The sequence below is a fragment of the Streptomyces sp. NPDC007084 genome (genome assembly GCF_040703595.1).
Lineage (GTDB): Bacteria > Actinomycetota > Actinomycetes > Streptomycetales > Streptomycetaceae > Streptomyces.
The window spans coordinates 38,577-51,667 of sequence record NZ_JBEYFY010000034.1; the positions used below are offsets into that span (position 1 = coordinate 38,577).

Annotated in this window: 11 protein-coding genes; 8 read left to right on the top strand and 3 right to left on the bottom strand. The window is 73.4% G+C overall.

All coding sequences use genetic code 11. The annotated features are described in order from the left end of the window. The first annotated feature begins 108 nt into the window (after positions 1 to 108). The gene (locus AB0912_RS24460) at positions 109 to 1,980 is read left to right on the top strand and encodes an AMP-dependent synthetase/ligase (protein ID WP_366703182.1); all 1,872 of its coding nucleotides are present in this window, start codon (positions 109 to 111) and stop codon (positions 1,978 to 1,980) included. A gap of 192 nt (positions 1,981 to 2,172) precedes the next feature. Here the strand turns inward: AB0912_RS24460 and AB0912_RS24465 are convergent, their stop codons facing one another. Then, positions 2,173 to 2,754, bottom strand: coding sequence for a response regulator (locus tag AB0912_RS24465; RefSeq protein WP_366703184.1), 582 nt, complete (start codon positions 2,752 to 2,754; stop codon positions 2,173 to 2,175). Positions 2,755 to 2,988: 234 nt separating this feature from the next. On the opposite strand from AB0912_RS24465, the gene AB0912_RS24470 reads away from it, so the two are divergent. After that, entirely contained in the window at positions 2,989 to 5,166 is a 2,178-nt protein-coding gene (locus tag AB0912_RS24470) for a SpoIIE family protein phosphatase (protein WP_366703186.1), read from the top strand. 197 nt (positions 5,167 to 5,363) lie between these two features. Continuing rightward, entirely contained in the window at positions 5,364 to 6,605 is a 1,242-nt protein-coding gene (hemW, locus tag AB0912_RS24475) for a radical SAM family heme chaperone HemW (protein ID WP_366703188.1), read from the top strand. Positions 6,606 to 6,649: 44 nt separating this feature from the next. Here hemW and AB0912_RS24480 read toward each other — a convergent pair whose 3' ends face one another. Continuing rightward, positions 6,650 to 7,456: a DUF3097 domain-containing protein gene (locus tag AB0912_RS24480; RefSeq protein WP_366703190.1), complete on the bottom strand. Its 807-nt coding sequence runs from the start codon at positions 7,454 to 7,456 to the stop codon at positions 6,650 to 6,652. A 31-nt stretch (positions 7,457 to 7,487) separates the two neighbouring features. Continuing rightward, positions 7,488 to 8,249 carry an MBL fold metallo-hydrolase gene (locus AB0912_RS24485; protein ID WP_366703192.1) on the bottom strand — a complete coding sequence of 254 codons (762 nt, stop codon included), beginning with the start codon at positions 8,247 to 8,249 and terminating at the stop codon, positions 7,488 to 7,490. Positions 8,250 to 8,429: 180 nt separating this feature from the next. Here AB0912_RS24485 and hrcA point away from each other — a divergent pair, with 180 nt between their 5' ends. The 5 genes from hrcA to AB0912_RS24510 all read left to right on the top strand — a co-directional run bounded on the left by hrcA (position 8,430) and on the right by AB0912_RS24510 (position 13,002). Further along, positions 8,430 to 9,446 (top strand): heat-inducible transcriptional repressor HrcA, encoded by a 1,017-nt coding sequence (gene hrcA / locus AB0912_RS24490; protein WP_366703194.1) that lies wholly within the window; start codon positions 8,430 to 8,432, stop codon positions 9,444 to 9,446. Then, positions 9,447 to 10,583 (top strand): molecular chaperone DnaJ, encoded by a 1,137-nt coding sequence (dnaJ, locus tag AB0912_RS24495; RefSeq protein WP_366703196.1) that lies wholly within the window; start codon positions 9,447 to 9,449, stop codon positions 10,581 to 10,583. Between the two features lie 111 nt (positions 10,584 to 10,694). Next, positions 10,695 to 11,789, top strand: a complete 1,095-nt coding sequence (locus AB0912_RS24500; RefSeq protein WP_366703198.1) for a nitronate monooxygenase — start codon at positions 10,695 to 10,697, stop codon at positions 11,787 to 11,789. After that, entirely contained in the window at positions 11,786 to 12,535 is a 750-nt protein-coding gene (locus AB0912_RS24505; protein ID WP_366703200.1) for a 16S rRNA (uracil(1498)-N(3))-methyltransferase, read from the top strand. The genes AB0912_RS24500 and AB0912_RS24505 overlap by 4 nt, the downstream gene beginning before the upstream one ends. Before the next feature lie 74 nt (positions 12,536 to 12,609). Beyond that, positions 12,610 to 13,002, top strand: a complete 393-nt coding sequence (locus AB0912_RS24510; RefSeq protein ID WP_366703202.1) for a VOC family protein — start codon at positions 12,610 to 12,612, stop codon at positions 13,000 to 13,002. The last annotated feature ends 89 nt before the right edge of the window (positions 13,003 to 13,091 follow it).

Here is a 13,091-nt window from a genome sequence, read left to right on the forward strand (position 1 = left end):
ACGCACCGGCCGGGCGCGTTCTACTCTGATCCCTGCTCGGTAGTTACTCGCGAGTTAAACAACAGCCGCAATTGAGCCAGCCGCAACGCCGCGGGCCCGGAGGATGTCGTGAGCGACACACAGACCCTGATCGAGAACCGTCCGCCGTCCGTCGCGGCCCTCTTCCTGGAGCGCGTGGCGGCGACACCGGACGCCGAGGCCTACCGCTACCCGGTACCGGCCGAGGGCGAGGGACCCGACGACTGGAAGTCGCTGAGCTGGGGCCAGGCCGCCGAGCGGGTCTTCGCCATCGCCGCCGGTCTCATCGAACTCGGCGTGCGGCCCGAGCAGCGCGTCGCGCTCGCCTCCTCCACCCGCGTCGAGTGGATCCTCGTCGACCTCGGCATCCTGTGCGCCGGCGCCGCCACCACGACGGTCTACCCGCAGACCAACGCCGAGGAGTCGGCGTTCATCCTCTCCGACTCCGAGAGCAAGGTGCTCGTCGCCGAGGACGCGGCGCAGCTCGCCAAGGCCCGGGACAGCCGGGCCGACCTCCCCGAGCTGTCCCATGTCGTGGTCATCGATGCCGAGGGCGTGGAGAGCGACGACTGGGTCATCACGCTCGCCGAGCTGGAGCGGCGTGGCGCGGCCTACCTGGAGACGCACCCCGAGCTGATCAAGGAGCGGGTCGGCGCGATCACCGCGGACCAGCTCGCCACGCTCATCTACACCTCCGGCACCACCGGCCGCCCCAAGGGCGTCCGCCTGCCGCACGACAACTGGTCGTACATGGCCAAGGCGATCGCCGCGACCGGACTGGTCGGCCAGGACGACGTCCAGTACCTGTGGCTGCCGCTCGCGCACGTCTTCGGCAAGGTCCTCACCTCCGGCCAGATCGAGGTCGGGCACGTCACCGCCGTCGACGGCCGCGTCGACAAGATCATCGAGAACCTGCCGGTCGTGCAGCCGACGTACATGGCGGCCGTCCCGCGCATCTTCGAGAAGGTCTACAACGGGGTCGCGGCCAAGGCGCGGGCCGGCGGCGGCGCCAAGTACAAGATCTTCCAGTGGGCCGCCGAGGTCTCCCGCGAGTACGCGAAGGTCAGCCAGGACAACTTCCGCCGCACCGGCTCCGCCTCCGTGCCCTTCGCGCTCGGCGCCAAGCACAAGGTCGCCGACACGCTCGTCTTCGCCAAGATCCGCGAGGCCTTCGGCGGCAACCTGCGCGCCTGCATCTCCGGCTCCGCCGCCCTCGCCCCCGAGATCGGCTACTTCTTCGCCGGAGCCGGCATCCACATCCTGGAGGGCTACGGGCTCACCGAGTCCTCCGCCGCTTCCTTCGTGAACCCGGGCGAGGCCTACCGCACCGGCACCGTCGGCAAGCCGCTGCCCGGCACCGAGGTGCGCATCGCGGACGACGGCGAGATCCTGCTGCGCGGCCCCGGCATCATGGAGGGCTACCACGGGCTGCCCGAGACGACCGCCGAGGTGCTGGAGGCCGACGGCTGGTTCCACACCGGTGACATCGGCGAGCTGTCCCCGGACGGCTATCTGCGGATCACCGACCGCAAGAAGGACCTCATCAAGACCTCGGGCGGCAAGTACATCGCGCCCGCCGAGGTCGAGGGCCAGTTCAAGGCGGTCTGCCCCTACGTCTCCAACATCCTCGTGCACGGCGCCGACCGGAACTTCTGCACCGCCCTGATCGCGCTCGACGAGCCGTCGATCCTGGAGTGGGCGAAGGACAACGGCCTGGAGGGCAGGTCGTACGCCGAGGTCGTCGCCGCGCCCGCGACGGTCGCCATGGTCGAGGGCTATGTGAAGGAGCTGAACGAGGGGCTCCAGCGCTGGCAGACCATCAAGAAGTTCCGTCTGCTGCCCCGCGACCTCGACGTCGAGCACGGCGAGATCACCCCGAGCCTCAAGCTCAAGCGGCCGGTCGTGGAGCGGGAGTACCGCCACCTGATCGACGACATGTATGCGGGCACCCGCGAGGCGTAAGTACCCCGGACTGGTCGCACCGGGTCGCTTCTCCGGAGCCGTCCCCGCCCCCGCCCCCGTCTCCGTCTCCGTCTCCGCCTGTATGCCGCCGCCCTCGGTCCGCCGGGGGCGGCGGCGTGTGGGCATGTGCGCGTACTTGGGTGAGCGCCCCGTCGTGGGCCGCCCTTGCGGGTGTCGCGCGTCTTCCCGGTGTCAGGCGCCCCGGTCCCCGCGCATGTCCCGCAGCAGGGTCTCCAACTGGCTTAGCTGTTCCCGGAGTTCGGGGGCGTCCCGGAGGTCTCCGGAGGTGATGCCGGTCTCGATGGCGCGCAGCTGGTCGGCGAGTTCGTCGAACCGTTCCTCCTCGCGCGCGAGCAGCCGCTCCAACTGCCGGTTCTTGCGGTGCAGTTCGAGGAACACGGTGACCTTGGCGCGCAGCACCCACGGGTCGAACGGTTTCGTCAGATAGTCGGCGGCGCCGGTCGCGTAGCCGCGGAAGGCGTAGCCCTCGTCGGAGTCCGCGCCGGTCAGGAAGATGATGGGGACGTCCTTGGTCTGGTCGAGCCGCTTGATGTGCGCGGCCGTCTCGAAGCCGTCCATGCCCGGCATCCCGATGTCGAGCAGCACCACGGCGAACCGCTGCCGCAGCAGCGCCCGCATCGCCTCCTCGCCCGAACGCGCCCGCACGAGCGGCTCGTTGAGGGAACCGAGCACGGCTTCCAGCGCGAGCAGATTGTCCTCCATGTCGTCCACCAGGAGGATGCTCGCGCGCTCGCGGTTCGTCGCCTCACTCATGTCCGGGGCTCACCACCGGCACCGGCGGACGTCACCGTCCCGCCCGGCGTCCGCGCGGCGGGCAGCGGAGCCGGGTCCGCTGCTCGGATCTGTCCGGCTTCGAGCACATGCATACCACTGTTCTCACTCATGGCGGCCCACTTCGGTGACTCGGCGCTTATGGGCGCGGTCAGTCTGTCACCCTGTCCGCATCGGCTGAGGTGTATTCGTCCGAACTGTTCAGGGAGCCGCACCGTGGGGGCCATTCCGACGCAACGCGAGTCCATGGCGTGCGCCCCCGGTGCGCCCGCGCACCACCGCGCCGGCCAGGACGCCGTGGCCCGTACGACGCTGCCGGGCACTCCGCCGGCTCCCGCCGCCGCCCGCCGCTATCTCCGCGACACCTTGGCGAGCTGGTCCGAACTGGCGCTGCCCGGCGCCGAGATCATCGACCAGCGGCTCACCGACGACGCCGCGCTCGTGGTGAGCGAACTCGTCACCAACGCCGTCGTGCACGCCGGCACCGACATCGAGCTGCTGTGCCGGCTGGAGAACGCCCCCGACGGACCGCCGGGCCCGCTGGTGGTCGAGGTGACCGACCACCATCCGGCTCGCGGGATACGCGACGACAGCCCCGAACGCCCGTACGGGACACCGGAGTACGGGCGGGGCCTGCGTCTCGTCTCCGCTTTCTCCGAGGCCTGGGGGATCACCTACCGGCCGGGCGTCAAGACGGTCTGGGCGCGGCTGCTGGTCGACGGGGGCGCCGACGCCCTGCCCGGCGTCATGCCGGGCACCCGTCTCGCGGACGGCGACGACCCGGTCGCGGGCGTGCCCGGTGCCTCGGGCGTCCCGGATGCGCCGGACGGGCCGCTCCCGGGCGGGTCCGCCTTCGCCGTGCCCGGCGGGCCCGCGTTCGCCGTCCCCGGCGGTTCCGGCCACGCGGGCGGCACCTCCTGGCCGTACGGCTCCGACACCGGCGACGGTGACCAGAGCGACGGCGCTGACGACGGAAACGACAGTCACGGCCCCCGTACGACCGCCACCCACGCAAGCGCGCCCTCCGGAAGCGTGCCGCCCTCCCCAAGCGTGCCCTCCGGAGGTGCGCGGAACGCCTCCGAGGGGCGGGACTGGCTCAACCGCGGGGCCCTGTCCTTCCTCGCCGAGGCCTCCGACCTGCTGGCCGGTCAGCTCGACGAGGACCTGGTCGCCGCGCTCGCCGGACAACTCCTCGTGCCGCGGCTCGCCGACTGGTGCGCGGTCTGGCTGGAGGACGAGGCCACCGACCGGGCGGGCGGCCTCGGCCTCGCCCTCGGGCCCCGGCTGGCCCGCGTCTGGCACGGCAACGAGCACCTGGTGGAGGACCTGCGCGCCGCCCTGGAGAACGACCCGCCGCGGCTGCCGGACGCCGTCCGGTCCCGCGCCGTCCCCGTGCCCTGGCCCGGCCGGGCGCTGGGCGCGCGCGGGGCGAGCGGCGCGGCACTGGCGTACCGGCTGATCGCGGGCGGCCGGCCGCTCGGCACGCTCGTCATCGGGCGCGCCGGACCCGCCGGTTTCGCCGACGAGGTGACCGGGCTGGTCGAGGACCTCAGCCGCCGGATCGCCCTCGCCATCGGCGCGGCCCGCCAGTACGCCCGGCAGGCCACCATCAGCCGGATCCTGCAACGCGGGCTGCTGCCCGGCGCCGTCGCGGAGATCCCCGGGGTGCGCAGCGCCCTCGTCTACGAGCCGCTCGACAAAGGCGGCCCCAGCGGCGACTTCTACGACGTGTTCCCGGCCGGGGACGGCCGCTGGTGCTTCGCCGTCGGCGACGTCCAGGGCAAGGGGCCCGAGGCGGCCGTCGTGATCGGCCTCGCGCGGCCCTGGCTGCGGCTGCTCGCCCGCGAGGGCTACGACGTCGCGGACGTCCTCGACCGGCTCAACCAGCTCCTCCTCGACGACGCCACCGAGGCCGCCGACGCGGCGGCCCGCGCCCTCGTGGCGGCCGGCGGGCCCGGCCTCGGCACCGACCTCGGCCCGCAGAACCGCTTCCTCTCCATGCTGTACGGCGAGCTGGTGCCGTTCGAGGGCGGCGTCCGCTGCACCCTCGCCTCGGCCGGGCACCCGCTGCCGCTGCTGCTGGCCCCCGACGGCGCGGTACGGGAGACGGCCCGGCCGCAGACCCTGCTCGGGGTCTTCGAGGACCCCGGCTACACCTCCGAGTCCTTCGACCTGCACCCCGGCGACACCCTGCTGTGCGTCACGGACGGGGTGACGGAGCGGCGCGACGGGAGCCGGCAGTTCGACGACGAGGACGGTCTCGCCCAGGCCCTCGCCGGCTGTACGGGGCTGAACGCCGAGCTGGTCGCGGAACGCATCCGCAGACTCGTCCACGAGTTCGGGGCCCGGCCGCCGGAGGACGACATGGCGCTGCTGGTGCTCCAGGCCGAGTAGCCGCCCCCCGGCGCCAACCGCGCCGCCCTCCGGCGGACGCCACCCGGTTGTCCACAGGAACCCGACGGCCCGCGGGACCCCGACGGCCCGCGGGACCCCGACGGCCCGCGGGACCCCGACGGCGCGCGGGACCCCGACGGCCCGAAGAAACCCGGTTGTCCACAGGCCGGGAACGCGGACTCCGCCGGTGCTGGACAATGGAACGCATGCCTTCCGCACTCCCCGACGGCGAGCCCGTCCCCGACGACGGGGCGCTGCCCGCGCACGCCCTGGCCGGGTCCGCCGAGCGCCCCCTCGGGTTCTATCTGCACGTCCCGTACTGCGCGACCCGCTGCGGCTACTGCGACTTCAACACCTACACGGCGACCGAGCTGCGCGGCACCGGCGGCGTGCTCGCCTCCCGGGACAACTACGCGGACACCCTGATCGACGAGATCCGCCTCGCCCGCAAGGTCCTCGGCGACGACCCGCGCCCCGTCCGCACGGTCTTCGTCGGCGGCGGCACCCCCACGCTGCTGGCCGCCGACGATCTCGTACGGATGCTGGGAGCGGTCCGTGACGAGTTCGGGCTCGCGGACGACGCGGAGATCACCACGGAGGCGAACCCGGAGTCGGTGGACCCCGGCTACCTCGCGACGCTCCGCGCCGGCGGCTTCAACCGTGTCTCCTTCGGCATGCAGAGCGCCCGGCAGCACGTGCTGAAGGTGCTGGACCGCACGCACACCCCCGGCCGCCCCGAGGCCTGTGTCGCCGAGGCCCGCGCCGCCGGCTTCGAGCATGTGAACCTCGACCTGATCTACGGCACCCCGGGGGAGTCGGACGACGACTGGCGGGCCTCCCTGGAAGCCGCCCTAGGCGCCGGCCCCGACCATGTCTCCGCCTACGCGCTCATCGTCGAGGAGGGGACCCAGCTCGCCCGCCGGATCCGCCGCGGCGAGGTCCCGATGACCGACGACGACGTGCACGCCGACCGCTACCTGATCGCCGACGAGGTGATGGCCAAGGCGGGCTTCGACTGGTACGAGGTGTCGAACTGGGCCACCTCCGAGGCGGCCCGCTGTCTGCACAACGAGCTGTACTGGCGCGGCGCCGACTGGTGGGGCGCCGGACCCGGCGCCCACAGTCACGTCGGCGGGGTGCGCTGGTGGAACGTGAAGCACCCCGGGGCGTACGCGGCGGCGCTGGCCTCCGGCCGCACCCCGGGCGCCGGACGTGAACTGCTCTCCGACGAGGACCGCCGCGTCGAGCGCGTCCTGCTCGAACTGCGGCTGCGCGAGGGCTGCCCGCTCTCCCTGCTCCGCCCCGACGGCCTCGCCGCTTCCCGCCGCGCCCTGTCCGACGGCCTCCTCGCCCCGGAGCCGTACGCCGAGGGAAGAGCCGTCCTGACCCTGCGCGGGCGGCTCCTCGCGGACGCGGTCGTCCGGGACCTGGTCGACTGACCCCCGCGCCCGGCCCCGGCCGACCGGCCGACCGGCCGGCCGGGCTACTCCGGGGCGGTCACGAAATCGATCAGTTCCTCGACCCGGCCCAGGAGTTCGGGCTGAAGGTCCTTGTAGGAGCGGACGCGGGACAGGATGTGCTGCCAGGCGGCGCCGGTGTTGTCCGGCCAGCCCAGCGCCCGGCACACGCCCGTCTTCCAGTCCTGGCCGCGCGGGACCCGGGGCCAGCCGGGGATGCCCACCGAGGACGGCTTCACGGCCTCCCAGATGTCGATGTAGGGATGGCCGAGCACCAGGGCGTGTTCGCTCGTCACCGCCGCCGCGATCCGGGACTCCTTCGAGCCCGGCACCAGGTGGTCGACGAGCACACCGAGCCGGGCGTCCGGGCCCGGCGCGAACTCCTCGACGATGGCGGGCAGGTCGTCCACGCCCTCCAGGTACTCCACGACGACCCCCTCGACGCGCAGGTCGTCACCCCAGACCCGCTCGACCAGCTCGGCGTCGTGCCGGCCCTCCACATAGATACGGCCGGCCCGCGCGACCCGGGCACGCGCGCCGGGCACCGCCACCGAGCCGGACGCGGTACGGCTCGGACGTACCGGCGCCGCCGCCGTCGGGCGGACCAGGGTCACCACCCTGCCCTCCAGCAGGAAGCCGCGCGGCTCCATCGGGAACACCCGGTGCTTGCCGAAGCGGTCCTCCAGGGTGACCGTGCCCGCCTCGCAGCCGATCACCGCGCCGCAGAAACCCGTCCCTGGCTCCTCGACCACCAGACCGGGGTCCGCCGGGACCTCGGGCACGGGCTTGGGCTTCTTCCACGGCGGGGTCAGATCCGGAGAGTACTGGCGCATTCGCATGACGATAGGAGAAGCCCGCCGGGGCTCACCGCGACACGCCGAAACGCGCGGCCAGCGCGTCCCGCTGCGACCGGACGAACGCCGCGTCCACCAGCGCTCCGTGGCCGGGCACGTACACAGCGTCCTGCCCGCCGAGCGCCAGCAGCCGGTCGAGGGCGGCCGGCCAGCGGGACGGCACGGCGTCGGGGCCCGCCTGGGGCTCGCCCGACTCCTCCACCAGATCGCCGCAGAACACCGTCGCGGGCCCCTCTGCCCCCTCGGACCCGGGCGCGCCCGGGACCAGCACCGCCAGATCGTGGGCCGTGTGGCCGGGCCCCACGTTCGCCAGCACCGCGCGCACCCCGCCGCCCAGGTCGAGGCCCACCTCGCCCCCGGGCGGCACGAGGTGCCCGGGCCGCACGAGCCGGTCCGCCGCCTCGGCCGCCGCGTCCGCGCCGAGACCGTTGCGCACCGCGTCCGCGCGCAGCTCCTCGCGCCCGTCCGCGAGCGCCGCGTCCAGCCCGGCCGCGCCGAACACCTCCGCCCCCGCGAACGCGGCGGCGCCGAAGACATGGTCGAAATGCGGGTGGGTGAGTGCGAGGTGCGTCACCCGCCGTCCCGGCCCGAGCAGCCGCCCCGCCCCGGCACGCAGCGCCGCCCCCTCCGCCAGGTGCGAGCCCGCGTCGACCAGCAGCGCCGCGCTCGCGCCGACGACCAGCCCGACGGTGCAGTCCCAGCCCGGCAGCCGCCGCCGGCCGATCCCGGGCGCGACCCGCTCCCACCCCGGCTCTTCCCAAGTCACCCTCATACGGCGACGCTAACCGTCACCGCGTGTCGCACACGACATCGCGGGCCCCGCCCTTGCCGGGGCCGTGCCTCACCGCCGTACACTGACCCGGGGAACGCTGGCACTCGGGCGCGTTGAGTGCCAGGCGAAAAGCCACGAAGGCCACGAAGACCACGGAGCCGACTTCTGGAGGTGTGCGCGATGCTCAGTGAACGCAGGCTTGAGGTGCTCCGTGCCATCGTCCAGGACTACGTGGGCACCGAGGAGCCGGTCGGCTCCAAGGCGCTCACCGAGCGGCACCGGCTCGGCGTCTCGCCGGCGACCGTCCGCAACGACATGGCGGTCCTGGAGGACGAGGGCTACATCGCCCAGCCGCACACCAGCGCCGGGCGCATCCCGACCGACAAGGGATACCGGCTCTTCGTCGACAAGCTCGCGGGCGTCAAGCCGATGACCGCGCCCGAGCGCCGCGCCATCCAGAACTTCCTGGACGGCGCCGTCGACCTGGACGACGTCGTGGGCCGGACCGTGCGGCTGCTCGCGCAGCTCACCCGGCAGGTCGCCGTCGTGCAGTACCCCTCGCTGACCCGCTCGACCGTGCGGCATGTGGAGCTGCTGTCACTCGCCCCCGCGCGCGTGATGCTCGTGCTGATCACGGACACCGGCCGGGTCGAGCAACGCATGATCAACTGCCCCGCGCCGTTCGGTGAGGCATCGCTCGCCGATCTGCGGGCCCGGCTCAACAGCCGGGTCGCGGGCCGCCCCTTCGCGGACGTCCCGCAGCTCGTGCAGGACCTCCCGGACGCCTTCGAGGCGGAGGACCGGGGTACGGTCTCGACCGTGCTCTCCACCCTGCTGGAGACGCTTGTCGAGGAGACCGAGGAGCGGCTGATGATCGGCGGGACCGCCAATCTCACCCGTTTCGGACATGACTTCCCTCTCACCATCCGGCCGGTGCTCGAAGCGCTGGAGGAGCAGGTCGTGCTCCTCAAGCTGCTCGGGGAGGCCGGGGATTCGAGCATGACCGTGCGAATCGGTCACGAGAACGCGTATGAGGGACTCAACTCCACGTCCGTGGTCTCCGTCGGTTACGGTTCGGGCGGCGAGGCAGTAGCCAAACTCGGCGTGGTCGGCCCGACCCGCATGGATTACCCGGGAACGATGGGAGCGGTACGAGCGGTGGCACGGTACGTCGGACAGATCCTGGCGGAGTCGTAAGTGGCCACGGACTACTACGCCGTACTCGGCGTGCGCCGCGACGCGTCCCAGGACGAGATCAAGAAGGCGTTCCGGAGGCTCGCGCGCGAGCTGCACCCGGACGTCAATCCCGATCCGAAGACGCAGGAGCGCTTCAAGGAGATCAACGCCGCCTACGAGGTGCTGTCGGACCCGCAGAAGAAGCAGGTCTACGACCTCGGCGGCGACCCGCTGTCCCAGCAGGGCGGCGGAGGGGCCGGCGGCTTCGGCGCGGGCGGCTTCGGGAACTTCTCGGACATCATGGACGCGTTCTTCGGCACGGCGTCGCAGCGCGGACCGCGCTCGCGCACCCGCCGCGGCCAGGACGCCATGATCCGGCTGGAGATCGAGCTGGACGAGGCGGCCTTCGGCACCACGAAGGACATCCAGGTCGACACGGCCGTCGTCTGCGCCACCTGCAACGGCGAGGGCGCCGCCCCCGGCACCTCAGCGCAGACCTGTGACATGTGCCGCGGCCGCGGCGAGGTGTCCCAGGTGACGCGGTCCTTCCTCGGCCAGGTCATGACCTCGCGGCCCTGCCCGCAGTGCCAGGGCTTCGGCACCGTCGTCCCCACCCCGTGCCCCGAGTGCGCGGGCGACGGCCGGGTCCGCTCCCGCCGCACCCTCACGGTCAAGATCCCGGCCGGTGTGGACAACGGCACGCGCATCCAGCTCGCGGGCGAGGGCGAGGTCGGCCCCGGCGGCGGCCCCGCCGGCGACCTGTACGTCGAGATCCACGAGCTGCCGCACTCCACCTTCCAGCGCCGCGGCGACGACCTGCACTGCACGGTCACCATCCCGATGACCGCCGCGGCCCTCGGCACCAAGGTGCCGCTGGAGACCCTCGACGGCATGGAGGAGGTCGACATCCGCCCGGGCACCCAGTCCGGCCAGTCGATCCCGCTGCACGGCCGGGGCGTCACGCATCTGCGCGGCGGCGGGCGCGGCGACCTCATCGTGCACGTCGAGGTGACCACGCCGACCAAGCTCGACCCCGAGCAGGAGCGGCTGGTGCGCGAGCTGGCCCAGTTGCGCGGCGAGGAGCGGCCCACCGGCCAGTTCCAGCCCGGTCAGCAGGGCCTCTTCTCCCGGCTGAAGGACGCCTTCAACGGCCGCTGAGCCAAGCGCGGCACGGGGTGGCCCGCCACCCCGTGCCGGCCCGCCGCGCGGTCCCTGAACCGGCGGACGGCCGGATTCGGACTTGTACGGAGGACGTGACAACATGCCGTCATGTCCTCCGCGCTGACCGATCTCCTCCCTCACCCGATCGTGCAGGCCCCCATGGCGGGCGGCGTCTCCGTCCCCCAGCTCGCGGCCGCCGTGTCCGAGGCCGGCGGGCTCGGCTTCCTCGCCGCCGGGTACAAGACCGCCGACGGCATGTACCAGGAGATCAAACAACTGCGCGGGCTGACCGGCCGTCCCTTCGGCGTCAACCTCTTCATGCCGCAGCCCGAGTACGCGGACCCCGCCGCCGTCGAGGTCTACGCCAACCAGCTCGCCGGCGAGGCGGCCTGGTACGAGACCGAACTCGGCGACCCGGACAGCGGCCGGGACGACGGCTACGACGCCAAACTCGCCGTCCTCCTCGACAACCCGGTGCCGGTGGTCTCCTTCCACTTCGGCGTCCCGGCGCCGGACGTGCTGGAGTCCCTGCACCGCGCGGGCACCCTCACCCTGGTCACCGCGACCACCGCCGAGGAGGCCCTCGCCGTACAGCGGGCGGGCGCCGCCGCGGTCGTCGCGCAGGGCGTCGAGGCGGGCGGACACCAGGGCACCCACCGCGACAACCCGGAGACCGACGGCGCGGGCGTCGGACTGCTCTCCCTGGTCGCCCAGGTCCGCGAGAGCGTGGACATCCCGGTCGTCGCCGCCGGAGGCATCATGCGCGGCAGCCAGATCGCCGCCGTCCTCGCCGCCGGCGCGGACGCCGCCCAGCTCGGCACCGCCTTCCTCGCCACCCCCGAGTCCGGCGCCAACGCCGTCCACAAGGAAGCGCTCACCAACCCGCTGTTCGCGCGCACCGAGCTGACCCGCGCCTTCTCCGGGCGCCCGGCCCGCGGCCTGGTCAACCGGTTCCTGCGCGAGCACGGCCCCTATGCCCCCGCCGCGTACCCCGACGTCCACCACCTGACCTCACCGCTGCGCAAGGCCGCCGCGAAGGCCGCCGACGCGCAGGGCATGGCGCTGTGGGCGGGCCAGGGCCACCGGATGGCCCGCGACCTGCCCGCCGGGCGGCTCGTGGAGGTGCTGGCCGCCGAACTCGCCGCCGCCAGGACAGCGTTGTCGTCGTCCGACGGCACCGAGGACGGGGGCACGGCCCGATGACGGCACCCGTGTTCCTGGTCGAGCACTTCGACGCGGGCGGCGGCGGACGCTACGTCCTCGACGGGCCCGAGGGGCGGCACGCCGTCTCCGTGAAGCGGCTGCGCGCCGGCGAGGACGTCGTCCTCACCGACGGGGCCGGCCGCTGGGCCGACTGCGTCGTCCTCGACACCGAGGGCAAGGACCGGCTGATCGTCCGGATGGACTCGGTGAGCGAGGAGCCCGCCGAGCAGCCCCGGATCACCGTCGTCCAGGCACTCCCCAAGGGAGACCGGGGCGAACTGGCCGTCGAGACCATGACGGAGACCGGCGTCGACGCGATCGTCCCCTGGGCCGCCTCCCGCTGCATCACCCAGTGGAAGGGCGACCGGGGCCTCAAGGCGCTCGCCAAGTGGCGTGCCACCGCCCGCGAGTCCGGCAAGCAGTCCCGCCGGGTGCGCTTCCCCGAGGTCGCGGACGCCATGACCACCAAGCAGGTCGCCGCGCTCCTCGCGGGCGCCGACCTCGCCGCCGTCCTGCACGAGGACCCCGAGCTGGGCACCGAACCCTTCGCGACCGCCGAACTGCCCGCCACCGGCGAGATCGTCCTGGTCGTCGGCCCCGAGGGCGGCATCTCCCCCGAGGAGGTCGCCCTCTTCACGGAGGCGGGCGCGAGGACGTACCACCTCGGGCGTACGGTGCTGCGTACGTCGACGGCCGGAACCGTCGCCGCGGCCCTCCTGCTGGCCCGCACCGGCCGCTGGTCCTGACCCGACCGCACCAGGCCCTCGCCCGGCCGCCCGCAGGTCCCGACCCAACCGCCCGCCACCCACGGGAGATCCGCGTGGAACTCGCCCAGGTACGGCTGCTCGTCTCCGACTTCGCCGCCTGCTACCGCTTCTACTCCGAAGTCCTCGGCCTCAAGCCCCAGTCGGGCGCCACCGAGGGCCCGTACGAGAAGTTCAGCCCCGTCACCGGCTCCGCGGGCATCGCCCTCCAGGACCGGGCGATGATGGCCGAGATCCTGGGCGAGATCCGCGAGGACGTCACCGGACACCGCTCCCTGGTCGTCCTGCGGGTGGACGACCTCGACACCTACTGCGAACAGCTCGCCGCCCGCGGCGCCACCGTGCTGCACGGACCCGCCCCCCTGACCGACCGGATGCGCGTCGCCCACCTCAAGGACCCCGAGGGCAACCTCGTGGAACTCCAGGAGTGGCTGCTCCTGCGCGGCTGAACCTGCCCCCGGCCACGACTCCTTCGGGTGGAAGTCCCGCTCATGGCCGCATGCGGTCTACCGCACCGCGCCCGGCGGTGGCACGCTGC

Excerpts from the sequence above, each read along its gene's own strand:
- AB0912_RS24465 (WP_366703184.1), bottom strand. The coding sequence starts at position 2,754 with ATGAGTGAGGCGACGAACCGCGAGCGCGCGAGCATCCTCCTGGTGGAC.
- hemW (WP_366703188.1), top strand. The coding sequence starts at position 5,364 with ATGGAACGCATGCCTTCCGCACTCCCCGACGGCGAGCCCGTCCCCGAC.
- AB0912_RS24480 (WP_366703190.1), bottom strand. The coding sequence starts at position 7,456 with ATGCGCCAGTACTCTCCGGATCTGACCCCGCCGTGGAAGAAGCCCAAG.
- AB0912_RS24485 (WP_366703192.1), bottom strand. The coding sequence starts at position 8,249 with ATGAGGGTGACTTGGGAAGAGCCGGGGTGGGAGCGGGTCGCGCCCGGG.
- hrcA (WP_366703194.1), top strand. The coding sequence starts at position 8,430 with ATGCTCAGTGAACGCAGGCTTGAGGTGCTCCGTGCCATCGTCCAGGAC.
- AB0912_RS24500 (WP_366703198.1), top strand. The coding sequence starts at position 10,695 with ATGTCCTCCGCGCTGACCGATCTCCTCCCTCACCCGATCGTGCAGGCC.
- AB0912_RS24505 (WP_366703200.1), top strand. The coding sequence starts at position 11,786 with ATGACGGCACCCGTGTTCCTGGTCGAGCACTTCGACGCGGGCGGCGGC.